At 72.2% G+C, this 18,450-nt stretch carries 16 protein-coding genes; 8 read left to right on the forward strand and 8 right to left on the reverse strand.

The window, feature by feature from the left end; genetic code table 11:
* Positions 1-244: 244 nt before the first annotated feature.
* The 3 genes from QMK28_RS20915 to QMK28_RS20925 form a co-directional block, all read right to left on the reverse strand.
* Positions 245-1,402, reverse strand: a complete 1,158-nt coding sequence (locus tag QMK28_RS20915; RefSeq protein WP_326440183.1) for a HAMP domain-containing sensor histidine kinase — start codon at positions 1,400-1,402, stop codon at positions 245-247.
* Positions 1,399-2,139, reverse strand: coding sequence for a response regulator transcription factor (locus QMK28_RS20920; RefSeq protein ID WP_326440185.1), 741 nt, complete (start codon positions 2,137-2,139; stop codon positions 1,399-1,401). The genes QMK28_RS20915 and QMK28_RS20920 overlap by 4 nt, the downstream gene beginning before the upstream one ends.
* A 97-nt stretch (positions 2,140-2,236) precedes the next feature.
* Positions 2,237-3,001 (reverse strand): spermidine synthase, encoded by a 765-nt coding sequence (locus QMK28_RS20925; RefSeq protein ID WP_326440187.1) that lies wholly within the window; start codon positions 2,999-3,001, stop codon positions 2,237-2,239.
* Positions 3,002-3,499: 498 nt separating this feature from the next.
* On the opposite strand from QMK28_RS20925, the gene QMK28_RS20930 reads away from it, so the two are divergent.
* Positions 3,500-4,357 (forward strand): rhomboid-like protein, encoded by an 858-nt coding sequence (locus QMK28_RS20930; RefSeq protein ID WP_443050782.1) that lies wholly within the window; start codon positions 3,500-3,502, stop codon positions 4,355-4,357.
* Here the strand turns inward: QMK28_RS20930 and QMK28_RS20935 are convergent.
* The gene (locus QMK28_RS20935; protein ID WP_326440189.1) at positions 4,303-4,584 is read right to left on the reverse strand and encodes a hypothetical protein; all 282 of its coding nucleotides are present in this window, start codon (positions 4,582-4,584) and stop codon (positions 4,303-4,305) included. The genes QMK28_RS20930 and QMK28_RS20935 overlap by 55 nt on opposite strands.
* A 264-nt stretch (positions 4,585-4,848) precedes the next feature.
* Between QMK28_RS20935 and lon the strand changes: the two genes are divergently transcribed.
* Together lon and QMK28_RS20945 are read left to right on the forward strand one after the other, a co-directional pair.
* Entirely contained in the window at positions 4,849-7,254 is a 2,406-nt protein-coding gene (gene lon / locus QMK28_RS20940) for an endopeptidase La (RefSeq protein ID WP_326440191.1), read from the forward strand.
* A gap of 540 nt (positions 7,255-7,794) precedes the next feature.
* Positions 7,795-8,277, forward strand: a complete 483-nt coding sequence (locus QMK28_RS20945) for a MarR family winged helix-turn-helix transcriptional regulator (RefSeq protein WP_326440193.1) — start codon at positions 7,795-7,797, stop codon at positions 8,275-8,277.
* A gap of 126 nt (positions 8,278-8,403) precedes the next feature.
* On the opposite strand, the gene QMK28_RS20950 is transcribed toward QMK28_RS20945, so the two are convergent.
* Positions 8,404-9,321, reverse strand: a complete 918-nt coding sequence (locus QMK28_RS20950; RefSeq protein WP_326440195.1) for a hypothetical protein — start codon at positions 9,319-9,321, stop codon at positions 8,404-8,406.
* A gap of 513 nt (positions 9,322-9,834) precedes the next feature.
* Here QMK28_RS20950 and QMK28_RS20955 point away from each other — a divergent pair.
* The 5 genes from QMK28_RS20955 (at position 9,835) to QMK28_RS20975 (ending at position 15,806) form a co-directional block, all read left to right on the forward strand.
* Positions 9,835-12,768 carry a sensor histidine kinase gene (locus QMK28_RS20955; protein ID WP_326440197.1) on the forward strand — a complete coding sequence of 978 codons (2,934 nt, stop codon included), beginning with the start codon at positions 9,835-9,837 and terminating at the stop codon, positions 12,766-12,768.
* Between the two features lie 86 nt (positions 12,769-12,854).
* Positions 12,855-13,337, forward strand: a complete 483-nt coding sequence (locus QMK28_RS20960; protein ID WP_326440216.1) for a roadblock/LC7 domain-containing protein — start codon at positions 12,855-12,857, stop codon at positions 13,335-13,337.
* A complete protein-coding gene (locus QMK28_RS20965; protein ID WP_326440199.1) occupies positions 13,334-13,741 on the forward strand; it encodes a DUF742 domain-containing protein in 408 nt (135 codons plus the stop codon). The genes QMK28_RS20960 and QMK28_RS20965 overlap by 4 nt, the downstream gene beginning before the upstream one ends.
* A 10-nt stretch (positions 13,742-13,751) precedes the next feature.
* Positions 13,752-14,426 carry a GTP-binding protein gene (locus QMK28_RS20970; RefSeq protein ID WP_326440201.1) on the forward strand — a complete coding sequence of 225 codons (675 nt, stop codon included), beginning with the start codon at positions 13,752-13,754 and terminating at the stop codon, positions 14,424-14,426.
* Positions 14,427-14,561: 135 nt separating this feature from the next.
* The gene (locus tag QMK28_RS20975; protein ID WP_326440203.1) at positions 14,562-15,806 is read left to right on the forward strand and encodes a styrene monooxygenase/indole monooxygenase family protein; all 1,245 of its coding nucleotides are present in this window, start codon (positions 14,562-14,564) and stop codon (positions 15,804-15,806) included.
* Positions 15,807-15,948: 142 nt separating this feature from the next.
* Here the strand turns inward: QMK28_RS20975 and QMK28_RS20980 are convergent, their stop codons facing one another.
* The 3 genes from QMK28_RS20980 to QMK28_RS20990 all read right to left on the reverse strand — a co-directional run.
* A complete protein-coding gene (locus QMK28_RS20980) occupies positions 15,949-17,127 on the reverse strand; it encodes a C40 family peptidase (protein WP_326440205.1) in 1,179 nt (392 codons plus the stop codon).
* 269 nt (positions 17,128-17,396) lie between these two features.
* Positions 17,397-17,741, reverse strand: coding sequence for a hypothetical protein (locus tag QMK28_RS20985; protein ID WP_326440207.1), 345 nt, complete (start codon positions 17,739-17,741; stop codon positions 17,397-17,399).
* A 55-nt stretch (positions 17,742-17,796) separates the two neighbouring features.
* Positions 17,797-18,450, reverse strand: a 654-nt coding sequence (locus tag QMK28_RS20990; RefSeq protein ID WP_326440209.1) for a TetR/AcrR family transcriptional regulator, incomplete at its 5' end; no start/stop codon positions are given.

Raw genomic sequence — 18,450 nt, forward strand, 5'->3', positions numbered from 1 at the left:
CTTCCGCTTCCTAAGGTGGTGGACAGCGGGAATAAAGGCTACGCCTCCAGGGACCTCTGGTGCAGTCCACACAGGCCTGTCGTCGTGCAAGTCACACCGACAAGCGGGTTTCGGCGCAGGATTTGGCGGGAAACACCCGAGGTTCCGTTGCGTAACGGGAACGCACGAGCGCTGTCGTGGCCGCTGCCGCCCACAACCGCTGCGCGACCCGGATGGATCACGCGCTTCCGTTCACGACCATACGTCAACCGGACGGCTTAACGGTTCCGGGGAGAGTGACGAGGATGCGGCAGCCGCGCGGGGATTCGGCCACTCCGATCCTGCCGCCGTGCAGATCTACCGCCCAGCGGGCGATGGCCAGCCCGAGTCCGGTACCTCCGTCGCTGCCCGGTCCGTGCGGATTGACCGCCGCGCCGCGGCTGAAGCGCTCGAAGACGTGGTGCCGCTCGGCCTCCGGAATGCCGGGACCCTCGTCCTGCACCTCCAGCTCCAGGCTCTCCGGCGCGGCGCCGCGCCGGGCCCGCACGGTGACCCTGCCGTGCCGGGGGCTGTGCTTGACCGCGTTGTCGATGAGGTTGGCCACCACCTGGTGCAACCGCTCCGCGTCCGCGTGCGCGGTGAGCTCCGGCGGGGAGACGTCCAGATGCAGATGGACGTCCGTCCTGGAGGCGTTGCCCGAGCCCGAGGCCAGCACGCTCGCGCTGCGGCTCATACTCGCTTCCTTCAGCACACCGGACAGATACGGCCACACCTCGAAGCGGCGGGCGTGCAGCGGCACCACGCCGTTGTCCAGCCGGGACAGGTCCAGCAGGTGCTCCACCAGGCTGCCGAGCCGCTCGGTCTGCCGCAGGGCCGTGCGCATCGTCTCCGGGTCGGCCTCCGAGACCCCGTCCACGACGTTCTCCAGCACCGCGCGCAACGCGGCGCACGGGGTGCGCAGCTCGTGCGAGACATTGGCCACCAGCTCCTTGCGGTGCTGGTCCACGGCCTCCAGATCGGCGGCCATCCGGTTGATCGTGGCGGCCAGATCGCCCAGCTCGTCGCGCCGGCCGGCCCGCACCCTGCGGGTGTAGTCGCCGTGCGACATCGCGCGGGCGGCCGTCGTCATCTCGTCCAGCGGGGCCGTCAGGCTGTGCGCCACGAACTGGGTGATCAGCATCGAGGCGATGACTGAGAAGATCGTGATGAAGCGCAGCTCGGTGTCCGTGCGCAGCGCCACCATCAGCAGTCCGGTGGTGATGAACACCGAGACGACGACGAGCAGCCCCAGCTTGGCCTTGATCGAGAACGGCCGAAGATCGCTCCAGGGGCGTGTCTTGAAGCCGCCGCCGGCGTCGGATCCGCCGCCGGCGGCGGTGCCGTTCCGGGAGGTCCTCCCGGAGCCGTTCCCGGGGCCGCTCATGGCGCCGGGGTCTCCAGGGCATAGCCCACGCCGTGCACGGTACGAATCCGCTCCGCCCCGATCTTCCGGCGCAGCGCCTTGATGTGGCTGTCCACGGTCCGGGTGCCGGAGGCGTCCGCCCAGTCCCACACCTCGGCGAGCAACTGCTCGCGGGAGAGCACGGCGCGCGGCGTGTGGGCCAGGCAGACCAGCAGGTCGAATTCGGTCGGCGTGAGGTGGACGTCCTCGCCGCGCACCCGCACCCGGCGCTGCGCGTGGTCGACCTCCAGCTCGCCGAGCCGCAGGATGCCGCTGCGCGGGGTGTGCGCGGCCTGGGCGGCCCGCTCGACCCGTCTGAGCAGGACGTGCACCCGCGCCGCCAGCTCGCGCATCGAGAACGGTTTGGTCATGTAGTCGTCCGCGCCGACTCCGAGGCCGACGAGCATGTCGGTCTCGTCGTCCCGCGCGGTGAGCATCAGCACCGGCAGCGGTCGCCGCGCCTGCACCCGACGGCACACTTCGAGGCCGTCGAAGCCGGGCAGCATCACGTCCAGCACGAGCAGATCGGGCTGCCACGCCTCGGCCGTCTCCACGGCCGAAGGGCCGTCGCCCGCCGTCTGTACTTGGAAGCCCTCGGCGCGCAGCCGGGCCGCGATGGCGTCGACGATCGTCGAGTCGTCCTCGACGACCAGTACCCGGCGCTGGGCGCCGGGGGTCGCTGCGGCCGTGCCGCCGTGGGTGGCCTGTGTTTGATCCATCGCCCCGCCCCTGCGTGATCCCTGGCCAGGCCGCTAAGGCCTGTCGCGCCTGTCGCGCCTGCTGGGATGCAGCGTAAGGGCAGGACGGACGGCTCGGCTACGCGCCCCGGATCGCGAGATGCACCACGTCAGGGACGCCCCGGACAACTTGGATCTCTTCCGTACGAACGTCCCTGAACCCGGCATTCCGCAGCGCGTCCTCGAACGCGGCCGACGGCCGGGACGACCAGAGCGCCAGCACTCCGCCCGGAGTCAGGCACTCGCGGCAGGCGGCGAGACGGGTGGGGCCGTAGAGGTTTTCGTGTTCGTCGGCGACGGTCCAGTCGGGCCCGTTGTCGATGTCCAGGCAGAGCGCGTCGTACCGCCGGGCCGCCGCCCCCGTACGGAGGTACGCGACCAGATCGGTGTGCACGACCTCGCCGCGCGGGTCGGCGAGGGCCGCCCCGGAGACGCTGTCGAGCGGGCTCCGGCGGTGCCAGTCGATGACGGCCCGCTCGCGCTCGACGACGGTGATCCGCCCCCAGCGCGGCTCGGCGGCGGCCTCGGCGAGCGAGAAGCCGACGCCGAGCCCGCCGATGAGCAGCGCCGGGCGGACGCGGCCTGCGGGCAGCGCGTCCAGGGCCGCGCGGACCAGCAGCCGCTCGGAGCGACCGTCGGAGGTGTCCATCAGGAAGCAGCCGTTGGCGATGATCTCGTAGACCCCGCCCCTGGCTCCGTTCCTGCCCCTGTCCCTGTCCCTGCCCCTGCCCCCGCCCCCGCTTCGGCGCCGGAGCACCACCTCGCCGTACGGGCCTTCGCGGCGCTCCAGCGTCACAGGCGCTTCGTGGAAGGCGTCGATGTCGATGTCGTGCTGCGGCGGCATGGGCTCGGACCTCCGGGGCGGAAGGGGGCGGGATGTGGGGATTGGGGGCATGGGCCTCTGGTTTGGACGTATTTTGGCCGGACCGGCGGGTCTGGGTCCACCGCTATTCGGCCACCGCTGGATGGAGCGCGCACGGACGCTGCGGAGGGGGCGCGGGTTGCCTTATGTGACCGGGGTCACTGACAGGGAAGGGCGCGGTGGCTGAATCTGCGTGTTGTTCTTGACGAACGGTGTGTGCGCGGCGACCCAGGGAACACGGTCGTGGCACCACCGGGGCGCGGCGCGCGGACGCCGGGCCCGCGATACGGACCCATGGGGCCGACCCGTGGCAACCCGTGAGGAAGGGGCGTCGACGCGGTGACGTGGCCAGAGACGACCGGTGTACGGGCTGCGGGCCGGCAGCGGACAGGTGAGCGCGCTACGGGCACGCCGTTGACGAGCGCGCTGACGGGCATTCCGCGCCAGCGTGCGGTCACCTCCGGGCGGCGGAACGAGGCGGTGGCGGGCGGCGCCGGGTCGACCGGGGCAGCCGGCTCGGCGACGCTGACACCGGCTGCGATCCCGGCCTCGGTATCGGCTGCGACGACTGCCGCGAGCGCTGCCGCGCCGACTGCCGTGACCGCCCCGACCCCCGTCCTGCGGACGGCCCTGCGCCGGCTCGGCCGGCTGCTGCCGACGCCCGTCGGGACGCCGTTCACCTTCTGCTACGCGCTGGTCCTCATCGCCACCACCGTCTTCGCCGACCTCGGGAACCAGACGACCGTCTCGCTGCTGCTGCGCGGCTCCAGCACGGATGTCGCGCATCTGGCCCAGACGCCGCTGCTGGTGCTGTTCGCCAGCACCCTCTGGGTCGCGGGCGGCCTGCTCTCCCCGTACGCCCTCGGTTTCCTGCTGGTGCTCACCGCGCTGGAGCGCCGGATCGGCGGGCTCCGTACCGCCGCCGTCTTCCTGCTCGGCCATGTACTGGCCACCCTCGCCACCGAACTCCCGGTCGCGGTCGCGGTGGCGGTCGGCCACCTGCCCGAGGCGTCGCTGCACCGGCTCGACTACGGCATCAGCTTCGGCCTGATGGCCTCCACCGGCGCGCTCGCCGGGCTGCTGCGGCCCTGGCTGCGGTGGGCCGTCCTGGGCGGCGTCGGGGCGATGCTGCTCAGCGACCTCGTCGAATTCAGCGACCCGCTCACCAACTGGGGCCACCCGCTGTCACTGCTGATCGGGGTCGCCGCCTGGCCGCTGGTCAGGGCCTGGTCCCGCGACGGCGGCCTCGGCCGCGCGAGCCGCCGCGCCCCGCTGAACTCCCCTCAGGTCCCGGGCCGCGACCCGGACCCCTCGGCGCGAGGGCCGCGCAGCGCGTAGAGCGCCGCACCCACCACGAACGCGGCCCCGGCCGTCCACCAGGACGCCGGCTGCGGCCCCGGCTGCATCGGCCACGCCCACACGGCGGCCCGACCGCCCGGCGCGGGCGGCGCGTTCAGGTGGACCGCGCTGATGTACGCGAGCATCGGCAGCCGGCTCAGCCGGGCGCCGATCAGCGCCGCCGCCGCAGCGGTGACCCCGATGCCGCCCAAGGAGATGCGGATCATCGCGGGCGCGCCGCCGGTTCGCGGATCGGCCGGCTGATGCGACCGGAGGGGGCCCGCCGGAGGGGGAACGTCAGAGGGGGAACACCGCACCCGACATCCAGCGTTCCCGTGCCGAGGACCGGCGGCCGACGACCGAATGCCGAAAAGCCGTCGTCCCCGAGCACCTCTCCCCCGATCGCTCACAGCGAACACCCCCAGGGGAACAACAGCAGCCCCCCAAGCATTGAGTCCACATAGCTCAACTTGATTGCCGAAGGGGAGATCATGGCTTCGTCGTCCGTATCGCTCACACTGCCCGTACTACCCCTCGATGACGAGGTCGTTCTGCCAGGCATGGTGGTGCCGCTCGACCTGTCCGACACCGAAGTGCGAGCCGCCGTGGAGGCCGCGCAGTCCGCCGCCGAGGCGGGCGGCAAGCCGCGGGTGCTGCTCGTGCCGCGGATCGACGGCAGCTACCCGGACGTCGGGGTGCTCGGCCGGATCGAGCAGGTCGGGCGGTTGTCCGACGGTGATCCGGGCGCGCTGATCCGGGGTGTGAGCCGGGTGCGGATCGGGGCCGGGACCACCGGGCCCGGGGCCGCGTTGTGGGTCGAGGGCGCCGAGGTCGAGGAGACCGTGCCCGAGCCGTTGCCCGGTTCCGTCGCCGAGTTGGTCAAGGAGTACAAGGCGCTGGCCACCAGTTGGCTGCGCAAGCGTGGCGCCTGGCAGGTCGTGGACCGGGTGCAGCAGATCGAAGGGGTCTCGCAGCTCGCGGACAACTCCGGCTACTCCCCGTTCCTGACCATCGAACAGCGCGTGCGGCTGCTGGAGACGACCGACCCGGTGGCCAGGCTGAAGCTGGCCGTCGGCTGGCTCGGCGAGCACCTGGCCGAGCAGGATGTCGCCGAGTCCATCGCCAAGGACGTCCAGGACGGCGTGGACAAGCAGCAGCGCGAATTCCTGCTGCGCCGTCAGATGGAGGCCGTGCGCAAGGAACTGTCCGAGCTCAACGGCGATCCCGAGGACGAGTCCGACGACTACCGGACCCGGGTCGAGGCCGCCGAGCTGCCGGAGAAGGTCCGGGAGGCGGCGCTCAAGGAGGTCGACAAGCTGGAGCGGTCCTCCGACCAGAGCCCCGAGGGCAGTTGGATCAGGACCTGGCTGGACACCGTCCTCGAACTGCCGTGGAACGAGCGGACCGAGGACGCCTACGACATCCCGGGCGCGCAGGCGGTGCTGGACGCCGACCACGCGGGCCTCGCGGACGTCAAGGAGCGGATCACCGAATACCTCGCGGTGCGCAAGCGGCGCGCGGACCGGGGTCTGGGCCTGGTCGGAGGCCGTCGGGGCGGCGCTGTGCTGGCCCTGGTCGGCCCTCCCGGCGTCGGAAAGACCTCGCTCGGCGAGTCCGTCGCCCGCGCCATGGGCCGCAAGTTCGTCCGGGTCGCGCTCGGCGGCGTACGGGACGAGGCGGAGATCCGCGGCCACCGGCGCACTTACGTCGGCGCGCTGCCGGGCCGGATCGTACGGGCCATCAAGGAGGCCGGCTCGATGAACCCGGTCGTGCTGCTCGACGAGATCGACAAGGTCGGCTCGGACTTCCGGGGCGACCCGGCCGCCGCCCTGCTCGAAGTGCTCGACCCGGCGCAGAACCACACCTTCCGGGACCACTACCTGGAGGTCGAGCTCGACCTGAGCGACGTCGTCTTCCTGGCCACCGCCAACGTCCTGGAAGCCATCCCGGAGGCGCTGCTCGACCGGATGGAACTGGTCAGGCTCGACGGCTACACCGAGGACGAGAAGGTCGTCATCGCCCGCGACCACCTGCTCCCGCGCCAGCTGGAGCGGGCCGGTCTGGAGCCCGGCGAAGTGACTCTGGAGGACGAGGCGTTGCGCAAGCTGGCCGGCGAGTACACCCGCGAGGCGGGCGTGCGGAACCTGGAGCGCTCCATCGGCAGGCTGCTCCGCAAGGTCGCGGCGCAGCACGAACTCGGCGAGCGCGAGCTGCCGTTCACCATCGGCGACGACGGCCTGCGGCCGCTCATCGGCCGGCCGCACCACACCCCCGAGGCCGCCCAGGACCCGGCCGAGCGGCGCACCTCCGTACCGGGCGTGGTCACCGGACTCGCGGTGACCGGCGCGGGCGGCGACGTCTTGTACGTCGAGGCGTCCCTCGCCGACCCGGAGACGGGCGGCGCGGGGCTGAACCTGACCGGACAGCTCGGCGACGTGATGAAGGAGTCCGCGCAGATCGCGCTCTCCTTCCTGCGCTCGCACGGCGCGGAGCTGGAACTGCCGGTCGGCGACCTCAAGGAACGCGGAGTCCACCTCCACGTCCCGGCGGGCGCGGTCCCCAAGGACGGCCCGAGCGCGGGCATCACGATGACCACCGCTCTCGCCTCGCTGCTCTCCGGGAGGCAGGTGCGGCCGGATGTGGCGATGACCGGCGAGGTGTCGCTGACCGGGCGGGTGCTGCCGATCGGCGGCCTCAAGCAGAAGCTGCTGGCGGCGCACCGGGCCGGGATCACGACCGTGGTGATCCCCAAGCGCAACGAGCCCGACCTGGACGACGTCCCGGCCGAGATCCTGGAGAAGCTCGACGTCCACCCCGTCTCGGACGTACGGCAGGTCCTGGAACTGGCCCTGACGCCGGCGGGCTCGGTGCCCACGGAGGTACCGGTCGCGGCGTGAGGTGAGGTGAGGGACGCGTGCGTGGCGACGGCCTGTGTGACCTCGTTGGGGTCGCGCGGGCCGGCGTCGTGTTCGGAGATCGGGTTCGGCGGGGAAGGGGCATGCCGTGGCCGGAGTGGGGGCGGCCCAGGACCACGCAGGGGGTGGAGTCGCCCGTTGGGCGGGTATCTGCCGGTCAGCCCGGGGCGTTCGGCTGTCCGGCGTACCGCGGCGCTGGAGGTGGGTGAGCAGGTGACTCCTCCCCCTCCTTCAGGAGGGTGAGGAGTCACGTCAGGACTGCTTGCCTGAGGGAAGGTACGCGCGTAGACAGCGGAGGCGGAAGAGGTCCCGGTTGCCGCCGTTGGTCTATTCCTGCGAAATAATGCCGGAGCTGCGGTAATGACCGCGACTGAAAGAAAGCTTCTCGGCGGCGGAGTCGTCCGCAGGCTGAAGAGACAGCCATGAACAGCCATGAACAGCCATGAACAGCCATGAACAGCAACGAACAGCGATGAACAGTCATGAACAGCCATCAGCAGGAAAGCCGGAGAGGGCGCTGACGTGCAGAAGACCGGGGCCGAGGGCGGCGCGGGCGCCGACGACCAAAGCGGAGCGGACCACGCTTTTCTGTCCCTCGAACGCGAGTTGGCCGTCTTTCTCCGCAGGGCCCGCGCCTCTTCGGGGGAAATGGCGCGCGAGGTGCACCCGGAGCTGGAACCCGCGGCGTACGGGCTGCTCGTACGGCTGGAGGACGCGGGCCGGCAGCGGGCCACCGACCTCGCGGCCTACTTCGGCGTCGGCAAGGCGACGATGAGCCGTCAGCTGCGGGTGCTGGAGGACCTCGGCCTGGTCGCGCGCGAGCCGGACCCGGCCGACGGCCGCGCCTCGCTCGTGGGCATCACCGACGAGGGCCGCGAGCGCTTCAGGCGGGTGCGCGACGCCCGCCGCGGGCAGTATGTGCGCAAGCTCGCGGGCTGGGACCGCGGCGAGATCGCGGAACTGGCACGGCTGCTGAACCAGTTCAACCGCCGCGCTGAATCCTGAGCGGGTCCTGAGAGAGGGGCCTGAGAGGGCCTGGCCGGGGCCTGGCCGGGGGTCAGAGTCCAGCCAAGCCCTGACTGGTCCTGGCTGAGCGCCGAGCCCCGAACAGCGGGCCCCGCCCCCGCGCGCTCAGAACTCCGCGAAGACCACAGCCGCGTCGTCGTGCGCCTTGCCGCGCCGGAAGACCGCCCCGTCCGGGTCCGCGTGCTCCGCGTCCCGTACCCGGTCGATCAGCGCCTGCGGCCCCTCCTTGCGCAGGAGGGCGAAGCAGTCCGCCCAGTCGCCCTCGCGGAACACCTCGACCCAGCGCGTCGCGCCGTCGGTGAGCGCGGCCAGCGCCCGTACGTCCGTCCGCGCCAGGGTGCCGACGACCGCCGTGCGGGCGACGTCCGGGTCGGCGGCGGCGGTGAAGAAGCCGCCCCGCGCGTTGCGGAGCGCTTCCACGGCCAGCCCGTACGCGGCGCCCGCCGCCTGCCGTTCGGCGGAGCCGGGCGGCTGGGCCCGTACGGCGTCCCGCTGGGCGCGCACGGCGGGCGGCAGTTCGTCGAGGCGGGGGTCGAGCAGCGGCGCGACCGTGCCGTCCGGGTGCTCGACGAGCAGCGCGGAGTCGGACAGGACCAGATATTCGACGGACCCGGCGGACGCGTCCGGCCGGCCGGACTTGGCCGGCTGCTCGGATCCGCCCGATCGGCCGGGGCCGGCCAGCTCGTCCGACCACCTGACGGAGACGCAGGTGGCCTGGGGAGTTCGTACGTGAGAAAGGTCACAGGTATCGCGGTGTGCGTCGGCGGTCCTGGCGATGGCGGTCGCGAGGCAGTCCGCGAGAGTCATATCCCTTCGCGAACCGGACAGTTCGAACATCGCGCCGCCGAGCCGGGCGGTGAACCAGGGCACCCCGTGCACACAGCCGTCGTCCCCCGGCGGCGGCGTCACACCGTCGAGCAACACGATCACGCCACCCCGGCCGGACGCGGGCAGGGCCACTGATGCGTAGTCCTCATTGGGACGTTGGGAGTCTCCGGGGCTGGTGGCGAGTTCGATGCGCATGCGAACAGTCTGCCGGAGCGACGGCGCTGTCCGGTCGCATCCGGTGGCCACCGGCGGTTTCGGGGCGGTTGTGATGGGAATAGTGAATGGCCCGTACCAGTGGTCCGGTGTGCCGGGGCGTCGTCGGAACGATCCCGCCGGGAAAGCTGCGGGCGGGCATCCTGCCAGGCCCATCGGTCCTTTTCCAACCAACCCCCCGAATGGGGGTGGTTGTGGCGCGCACGCCAAGTTGATGGTCATCTTCCGAGTGATGTTCACTCGTTCGGGTGGCCGGGCGGACGATGTGCGCTCACCTCTCAGTGGTGCTGGAAAGGTCAGTTGCCGAATCAGGGGTGGTCGAGCACTTGCGGAAGTTGTCGTCACCTCCGGCGTGGGCAGGCGAGATCAAGATTGCGAGCACCGGTGCAGAAAAAGCGGCTTCGGGGCAATGGGCGTGAGCCCAAGACAGCACAACCGCGTACGGCACGTGTCCGAAACCGGCTGCTCGCAGCGGTCGTCGTCATCGTCGTCGCCGTGCCCGCGGCCGGCGCCCCCGGCATCGCCGCGGCCTCCGGAGATCTGACGGAGTCCCAGCGGCTCGTCGACCTGGCCGACTCCAACCGGCAGTCCATCGCGCTCGCGCACTCGCTCGCCGACGAACGCGACAACATGGTCGAATACGTCGCAGCCGGCCGTACGACCGCCTCCGGCGCGGGCGTCTCCGAGAGCCAGCGCGCCCGCGTCGACCGACGCATCGACGAGGTCGCGCCCAGCGCCACGGCCAAGGTCCGCCGGCTTCTCGGCGGCCTCCCCAAGATCCGTCAGCAGGCGCTGTCAGGCCCGGGGAACGCCGTCGACACCTTCACGGCGTACAGCGAGGCCGTCCAGGCGCTGCACGACACCGCCGGCACGCTCACCCGCAAGCTCCCGGCCCGCTCCGAGACCCGCGACGCCGACGCGCTGCCCGAACTGGGCCGCGCCGTCGAGCAGGCCTCCGCCACCCGCGGGCTGTTGCTCGGCGCGCTGGCCGGCGGCTCGGCGCGACCCGCGCTGACCGCCGCCGCCCAGAAGGCCCACGTACGCGAGCAGGCCGCGCTCGCCGACTTCAACCAGACGGCGGGCTCCGACACCCGCGACTCCTTCTCGGGCACCGTCAACGGAACCGAGGTCACCACCGCCGAGCGCTACCTCGTCCGGCTCACCGACCAGCCGCGGCTCTCCGTCGCCGACCTCTCGCTCAGCGAGAAGCGGGTCGGCTCGACGCTCTCCGCCCGAATCGACCGGATGCGCGGCGTCGAGTCCTCGCTCACCGCGAGCGAGGCCGACCGGCTCGCGCTGCTCCGCGACGAGGACGTCACCGCGCTGGAACTGCGCGCCGCCCTGGTCGGCCTGTGCCTGCTCATCGCGCTCGGCATGAGCGTGCAGGCCGCCCGCTCGATGACCCGGCCGCTGGCCGCCCTGCGGCTCGGCGCCCGCCGCGTCGCCGCCGACCCCCTCACCCAGGAACCGGTCGCGTTCAAGGGTCGCGACGACGAATACGCCCAGGTCGTACGGTCCGTCAACGAACTCAGGGCCGCCGCCGTCGAACTGCACGCCCGGGTCGCCGAACTCGACGGCCAGCGGACCCGGCTGATCGGCGCCCGGCAGACCCTCGCCGACGAGCGCGTACAGCTGGTCCAGGAGCGCGAGCAGCTCACCGAGCGGCTCGCCGCGCTGCAAGCCAGCGTGCACGGCCGGTTCGTCAACCTCTCGCTGCGCAACCTCGGGCTCGTCGAGCGGCAGCTGACCGTCATCGAGGGCCTGGAGGAGCGCGAGGACGACCCAGACCGGCTCGGCGTTCTCTTCAAGCTCGACCACCTCGCCACCCGGATGCGCCGGCACAGCGAGAACCTGCTGGTCCTGGCCGGCGCGGAGCACGGCACCGGGCACGCGGGCCCGGTGCCCCTGGTGGACGTGCTGCGCGCCTCGATCAGCGAGATCGAGCGCTACGAGCGGGTGCAGATCCAGTCGCTGCCGCCGAACTCGCAGGTCGCCGGGTTCGCCGCCGACGACGTCAGCCACCTGGTCTCCGAACTGCTCGACAACGCCACCGCCTTCTCGCCGCCGGACGCGCATGTGCAACTGTCCGGCTGGCTGCTGGAGAGTGGCGAGGTGATGCTCTCCGTCCAGGACGAGGGCATCGGCATGACCGACGACCGGTTCGCCGAGCTGAACGTCCGGCTCTCCGACGGCACCGCACTCGACGCCACCGCCTCGGACGCCGGGGAGGACACGCTGGGCCTCGGCCTGTACGTAGTGGTGCGGCTCGCCGCCCGGCACGGCGTACGGGTCCAGCTGCGCGAGCAGAAGCAGGGCGGGGTGGCGGCCGTGGTCGTCCTGCCGCGCTCGATACTGCCCGCCGGCGCGAACCCGGGCGCGGCCCCCGTCGACACCGTCGCAGGCCAGGGCGAGGCCCCCGCGACACCGAGCCTGCCCGGCTCGGTCGCCGAGGCGAACTCCAACGCGCTGCCGAACCGTTCGGGCCGCAACTCCGACACGATGCAGCTCGCGCTTCCGGGGCAGCCGCCGGTGCCGGAGTCGGCCCAGGCGCCGGATCGGGCTCAGGCATCGGTTCAGGCTCAGGCATCGACTCAGGCTCAGGCATCGACTCAGACACCGGCTCAGGACCCGCAGGCGCCCGGAGCGCCGCAGGCGGAGCAGGACCCGCTGGTGGTGGCCGCCGAGCACGCCATCGCGGCGGCAGCGGATCGCGAGGTCCAGGCGGCGCAGGTCCCGCAGGCGGCGCAGGACGGGCCCGCAGGGGCGATTCCGGCCCCCCGGCTGCCCAGCCGACGCCCCGCGCACACCGAGCCCGACCACCACGCCAGGACCCCGGCCGACGACGCGGCGGGCCAGGGCGACCAGCAGACCCGCGCGCGGCACGCCCGCACCGGCGAGAACACTGGACCCGCCGCGCAGGCCGCACCCGCCACACCGAGCGCACCGGTGGCACCGGTCACACCGACCACACTGGCCGGGGCCGCTGCCGTACGGTCAGCACCCGTCGTACCGTCAGCATCCGCCGCCGCCGTACCGTCAGCATCCGCCGCGCCCGCGTCCGAAACCGTGAGTGCGCCGGAGGCCGAGCCCGCGCCCGAGCCCACACCCGCCAAGTGGGAGCGTGTACCGGACAGGCGGCCCGCCGGGAAGCGCAGGACCGACAAGGGCTTGCCCAAGCGCACCCCCAAGACCGCGGCGCCCAAGGCCGCTCCGGCCAAGGAGCGCACCGGCCCGGTGGACGCCGAGGAACTGCGGCGCCGGCTGGGAGGCTTCCAGCAGGGGGCGATGAAGGGCCGCCGCGCCGCCGAGGCGGAGGCCGGGGAACCGACCACGGACCAGAGGGCAGAACAGACACTGGAAACAGACCGCAAGACAGACCAAGCGGGGGCGCTGGACGAGGCAGACACTGTCGAGGAGGCACGCGGTTGAGCGCGTTTACCCGTGGGGCGCAAGGAGCATCGGCGGCATCGCCGCCAGCCGCGCCCCCAGTTGGTCACGGTACGAGTACGTTCGGCCTGAGCAGGGAGGCCCGCAACCTGCAATGGCTGCTGGCCAATCTGGTCGACGAGGTCCCAGGCATCCAGTTGGTCGCCGTGGTGTCCTCGGACGGCCTGCTCTTGCTGTCGTCCGATCCTGAGCGGCTCCCTGAGGCGCGGGAACAGGTCCACGAGGGCCCGAAGGGGTCGCCGGCCGACCTCGCCACCATCGTCTCCGGGCTCGGCAGCCTCACCAGTGGCGCCGCGAAGCTGATGGACGGCGGGACGGTCAAACAGACCATGGTCGCGATGGACCAGGGCAGCCTGTTCGTCATGTCCATCACCGACGGCTCACTGCTCGGTGTGCACGCCGCCCCGGACTGCGACATGAGCGTCATCGCCTACCACATGGCGCTGTTCGTCGGCCGGGCCGGCCATGTCCTCAGCACCGAACTCCGCAGTGAACTGCGTCAGTCGATGGAGTGCCAGGAGCCCCAGGAAACCCAGGAGACACCGCAGTGACAGCGACCCCCGTGCCCAAACTGCCGGTCAGAGGCTCGGAGCGCAAACCCTCGCGGGTGCGTCCGTACTCGCTCACCGGCGGCCGCACCCGGCACTCCCATGTACTGCTCGTCGAGACCTTCGTGGCCGCGCTCGACGGCCCCGAGGAGCGGCTGGAGCTGACCTCCGGCGGCTGGGGCGACCGGGTGATGCCCGAGATGCGGGCGATCGTGGAACTCTGCCGCAAGATGCGCTCGGTGGCCGAGGTCTCCGCGCTGCTGCAGATGCCGCTGGGCGTGGTCCGCGTCTTGCTCAGCGACTTGGCCGACCAAGGAAAGATCCGCGTCTACGGCACCGGACACGGCACCGGACGACCGGACCGCACGCTGCTGGAAAGGGTGCTCAGTGGACTTCGCAGGCTCTGACGCCGACACCATGACCGCCTCGTCCGGAACCGTTTCGCCTGCGGCCGCGCCGCTCGTGACCGCCTCGCCCGCGTCGGTCTGGTCCGCGACGGCCTCGTCCGAAGAGGGCGAGCAGAGCTGGCAGACGGACCGCAGCCGCGCGCCCATCGCCACCAAGATCGTGGTGGCGGGCGGCTTCGGCGTCGGCAAGACGACGTTCGTCGGCGCGGCCTCGGAGATCACGCCGCTGAGCACCGAGGCGGTGATGACCCAGGCCAGCGAGGACACCGACGACCTGGCGGCCACCCCGGACAAGACCACGACCACGGTCGCGATGGACTTCGGCCGGATCACCCTCGACGCCGACCTGGTGCTCTACCTGTTCGGCACACCGGGGCAGCAGCGCTTCTGGTTCATGTGGGACGACCTGGTACGTGGCGCGATCGGCGCGATCGTGCTGGCCGACACCCGGCGGCTGGAGGACTCCTTCCCGGCGCTCGACTACTTCGAGAGCTGCGGGATGCCCTACATCGTCGCGGTCAACCACTTCGAGGGGACGCACCCGTACACGGCCGAGGACGTGCGCGACGCGCTGTCCGTGCCGCCGCCGGTGCCCGTGGTGATCATGGACGCCCGGCGGCGCATCACCGTCGTCGAGTCCCTGCTGACCCTGGTCGGGCACGCGCTGGCCGCCACCCCCGAATGACGGCGTCGGTCCCTGGGCCGGCCGCCGCATCGGTGGCAGCGTTAGCGGCGGCTCCACCGAGCCGCGGAACGGGCGGCCGTCGATCCCTCCTCCCGTCGTTTCCCCCCTTTTGAACACGTAAGAGAGAGACCTCCCATGCGGAAGATACTCATCGTCGGAGCCGGCCAAGCCGGACTCCAACTCGCCCTCGGCCTGCAGTCCCAGGGCTATGAGGTCACCTTGATGTCCAACCGCACGGCGGACGAGATACGGGCCGGACGCGTCATGTCCACCCAGTGCATGTTCGACACCGCGCTCCAGCACGAGCGCGACGAGCAGATCAACTTCTGGGAGAGCCAGGCCCCGCGCATCGAGGGCGTCGGCGTCTCCGTCGCCGCCCCCGACTCCTCGCGCGCGATCGACTGGGTCGGCAAGCTCGACGGCATCGCCCAGTCCGTCGACCAGCGGGTCAAGATGGCCGGCTGGATGGAGACCTTCGCGCAGCGCGGCGGCCAGCTCGTCATCCACGGCGCGGCCGTCTCCGACCTCGACTACTTCGCCCGCGCCTACGACCTGGTGCTCGTCGCCGCGGGCAAGGGCGAGCTGGTCTCGATGTTCGGCCGCGACGCCGCCCGCTCCCCGTACGACGCCCCGCAGCGCGCACTCGCCGTCGCCTACGTGCACGGGCTGGGCCTGCGCCCCGAGCACCCGGACTTTCTCGCGGTCCGCTGCAACCTGGTGCCGGGCGTCGGCGAACTGTTCGTCATGCCCTCGTTCACCACCTCCGGTCCCTGCGACATCCTGTTCTGGGAGGGCGTGCCGGGCGGACCGCTCGACGCCTTCCAGGGCATCAAGGACCCGAACGAGCACCTGGCCAAGACCCTGGAGCTGATGGAACAGTTCACGCCCTGGGAGTACGCGCGAGCCACCAGGGTCGAGCTGACGGACGCCAACGGCACCCTCGCGGGCCGCTACGCCCCGACCGTGCGCAACCCGATCGGCCGGCTGCCCTCCGGCGGCCTGGTGCTGGGCGTCGCGGACGTCGTCGTCGCGAATGACCCGATCACCGGTCAGGGTTCGAACAGCGCCTCCAAGTGCGCGGCCTCCTATCTCGCGAGCATCATCGAGCGCGCCGACCAGCCCTTCGACGGCGCGTGGATGCAGACCGCCTTCGACCGCTACTGGGACACCGCGCAGCACGTCACCAAGTGGACCAACGCGATGCTCGGCGCTCCGCCGGAGCACGTCCTCAACCTGATCGGCGCCGCGGGCCAGCTCCAGCCGGTCGCGGACCGCTTCGCGAACGGCTTCAACAACCCGGCCGACTTCGACAACTTCTTCTTCGAGCCGGAGAGGACGAACGCGTACCTCGCGGAGGTCCAGGCGGCGTCGGCCGTCTGAGGGACGGCGGGGTCGGGAGTGCTCCGGGGAGAGGGAGAGAGAAGGGGAGGCGGGGACGCGGCCTCCCGGCCCGGTTGCCGCTCGCCCGTTCGCCCCGCCCGTACCCCGGCCCGTTCGCCCCGGCCCGTTCACCTCCGCCCGTTCACTTCGACGCGACCGCGGCGTTGTACCCGGTGTCGTCGCCACTCCTCGCTCCCGCGCTCACGCTCGCGCCCGGCGGGAGCGGCGGCGGTCTGTAGCGCGCGAGCGGCTTCGCGGCGGGGTCGGGGCGGACCGCGCCGAGGAGCGGGTTGGCGGCGATGGGGGACACCTTCACCACCGAGCCCGGCCGGGGCGCCTGCACCACCAGGCCGCCGCCGATGTATATCGCCACATGCGTCGCGCCCGGGAAGTAGACCACCAGGTCGCCCGGCCGCAGCGCGCTGAGCGGCACCCGCGGGAGCTGTCTCCACTGCTGCTGGCTGGTCCGCGGAATCGGCTTCCCAGCGCGCGACCACGCCCGCGAGGTGAGCCCCGAGCAGTCGAACGACGCCGGGCCCGTCGCCCCCCAGACGTACGGCTTGCCGAGCTGCCCGAAGGCGTACGCCAGCGCCCGCTTTCCCGCCCGCGACGGGACTCCTGCCCTGCTCAGATCACCCGAGGCCAGCAGTTCGCGCTGGGCCTCGTCCATGTCCCGCTGCTCCAGCAGCCGCAGCTCAGCCAGCTGATCGTCGGTCAGCGAGGCGAGCATCGTCTGCACCGCGTCGAGCCGGTGCTGTACGGCGTCCCGCTGTCTCTTCCGCTTCCCGGCGAGCGTCTGCTGCCGGTCCAGCGCGCCCCGGGCGCGGGTCGCCAGACCGTCGAGCCGCCTCTCGCCGCCGGACAGCCGCGCGACGCTGGCGGCCTGGTCCCTGGCCGCCCGTTTGAGGACGTACCGCTGGTCGGCCAGATCCCTGGGGGAGGAGCTCAGCAATAGCTGGACGTACGGGGACAAGGCGTCGGCCCCGGCCCCCCGGTACTGCACGCGGGCGAGCCGCCCCGCGTCGTCGCGGCTGCCGGCGAGCGCGGTGCGGGCCGCGGCCAGCTCGGTGTCCGCCTGCTTGACGGCCGTGCGCTGGGCCTTGAGGTCGTCCGCGACCGCGTTGTACGCCTCGGTGGATTTCTCGGCCCGCTGGTAGAGCGTCTGGAGCTGGGAGAGCAACTCGCTGATTGGTTTGTCGGTGGGGGCGGCGGGCCTTGCGGGAGCGGCGGCTGTCGCGGTCGCCGACGTAGCGGCCAGCGCCAGCACCGCCGCGGCGGCCAGCGCCCTCGTACAGACCGAGCGTGGGAATCGTCCTGACACGAAATCACCTCCGGCTACGGCCGAAAGACGAGATCATTCGGCCACCCAGATCGTGACATGACGGGTCGTACCCTCGCGGAGCCTGTGGACAACTCCGCCTAACGCTGTCACCCGTTGGTGAGCGGGAGCGCTCGTTCAGGGGCGAACGGGGCGGGAGGCCGCCTGCGGGAACAGCCGTCCAGGGGCCTGCCGGACTCAGACCCGGACCCAGACCCGGCGGGTGCGCCCGCCGGACGGACCCGCGACCGCCCGTCGCTCAGGCCCGTTCCTCAGGACCGCTCATCCGGTGGGTCCGCCGGCTGTCCCTCCGGCGGGCTCTCCCTCCGTTGCTCCCGCTGCTCCCGCCGTCCCTCCGGACGGGACCACGGCCACTTCAGGCCGCCCGGACGGCGCCCCTTCGGGTCGTACTCGTACTTCCATCCCAGCTGGAGCCCCAGCCGCTTCGACCGTCCCGCCGGCGCCCGGTGGTAGACGTGCACGGTGGGCGGCCCGCCGTCCGGGTCCGGGACCGGGACCTCGTACACCTTCGGCGGCTGACCGGTCGCGCCGAGCAGGATCGGCAGGATCCGCCCGTCCAGCGGGCCGCCGACGAACGGGGTCTCTTCGCTCTTCATGCCGTCAGTGTCCGTCACACCGCGCGGCCGGGCGTCGCCGGGCGCTGCCGGGCGCTCAGAGCAGATGCGCCGCGTCGCTGACGACCGGCAGGATGCGGCGGGCCAGCAGGCCGACCGGCCCGTCCGCCGTCTCCAGCGCCAGCGCCGCCCGCGCGGCCCGCGCCGTCTGCGGATCGCTCGCGGCGGTCGCGGTGAGCAGCGCTATGAAGTGGTCGACGAGCCAGTCGCGCAATTCGTCCAGCGGCGGCCGGCGGTCCGAGGACGACTCGCTCTCGTCCAGCCAGATCAGCGAGGCCGCCTCGACGGCCGTTATCCAGGTACGGACCATCATCCGCAGCCGCGGGCCGGGCTCGGCCACCTGGAGGTGCAGCAGGATCTGCTCGGCGGCGGCGCGCCGCACCTCGTCGACGATCGCGGTCGTACGGCTCGTCTCGACCACGCTGCCGCCCTGGAGCAGGGCGGTGAACCCCGCGTCGTGCTGGTCGACGAAGCCGAGATAGCGGTCGAGGGCGCGGGACAGCCGCCTGGTCAGCGGGCCGGTCTGCGGTTCGGCGAAGCACAGCTCCAGCAGGTCGGCCGCGCTGCGCAGCGCGGCCTCGTACAACTGCTGCTTGCCGCCCGGGAAGTAGCGGTAGACGAGTGGCCGCGAGACCTCTGCGGCGGCTGCCACCTCGTCCAGCGAGACGTCCTCGGGGGCGCGGTGCGCGAC

Origin of the sequence: Streptomyces sp. H27-D2 (assembly GCF_035828615.1) — a bacterium.
GTDB lineage: Bacteria > Actinomycetota > Actinomycetes > Streptomycetales > Streptomycetaceae > Streptomyces.

Coding starts and splice junctions, on each gene's coding strand:
- QMK28_RS20950 (WP_326440195.1), bottom strand. CDS start 9,321: ATGCGCATCGAACTCGCCACCAGCCCCGGAGACTCCCAACGTCCCAAT.
- QMK28_RS20915 (WP_326440183.1), bottom strand. CDS start 1,402: ATGAGCGGCCCCGGGAACGGCTCCGGGAGGACCTCCCGGAACGGCACC.
- QMK28_RS20975 (WP_326440203.1), top strand. CDS start 14,562: ATGCGGAAGATACTCATCGTCGGAGCCGGCCAAGCCGGACTCCAACTC.
- lon (WP_326440191.1), top strand. CDS start 4,849: ATGGCTTCGTCGTCCGTATCGCTCACACTGCCCGTACTACCCCTCGAT.
- QMK28_RS20985 (WP_326440207.1), bottom strand. CDS start 17,741: ATGAAGAGCGAAGAGACCCCGTTCGTCGGCGGCCCGCTGGACGGGCGG.
- QMK28_RS20925 (WP_326440187.1), bottom strand. CDS start 3,001: ATGCCGCCGCAGCACGACATCGACATCGACGCCTTCCACGAAGCGCCT.
- QMK28_RS20970 (WP_326440201.1), top strand. CDS start 13,752: ATGACCGCCTCGTCCGGAACCGTTTCGCCTGCGGCCGCGCCGCTCGTG.
- QMK28_RS20920 (WP_326440185.1), bottom strand. CDS start 2,139: ATGGATCAAACACAGGCCACCCACGGCGGCACGGCCGCAGCGACCCCC.
- QMK28_RS20935 (WP_326440189.1), bottom strand. CDS start 4,584: ATGATCCGCATCTCCTTGGGCGGCATCGGGGTCACCGCTGCGGCGGCG.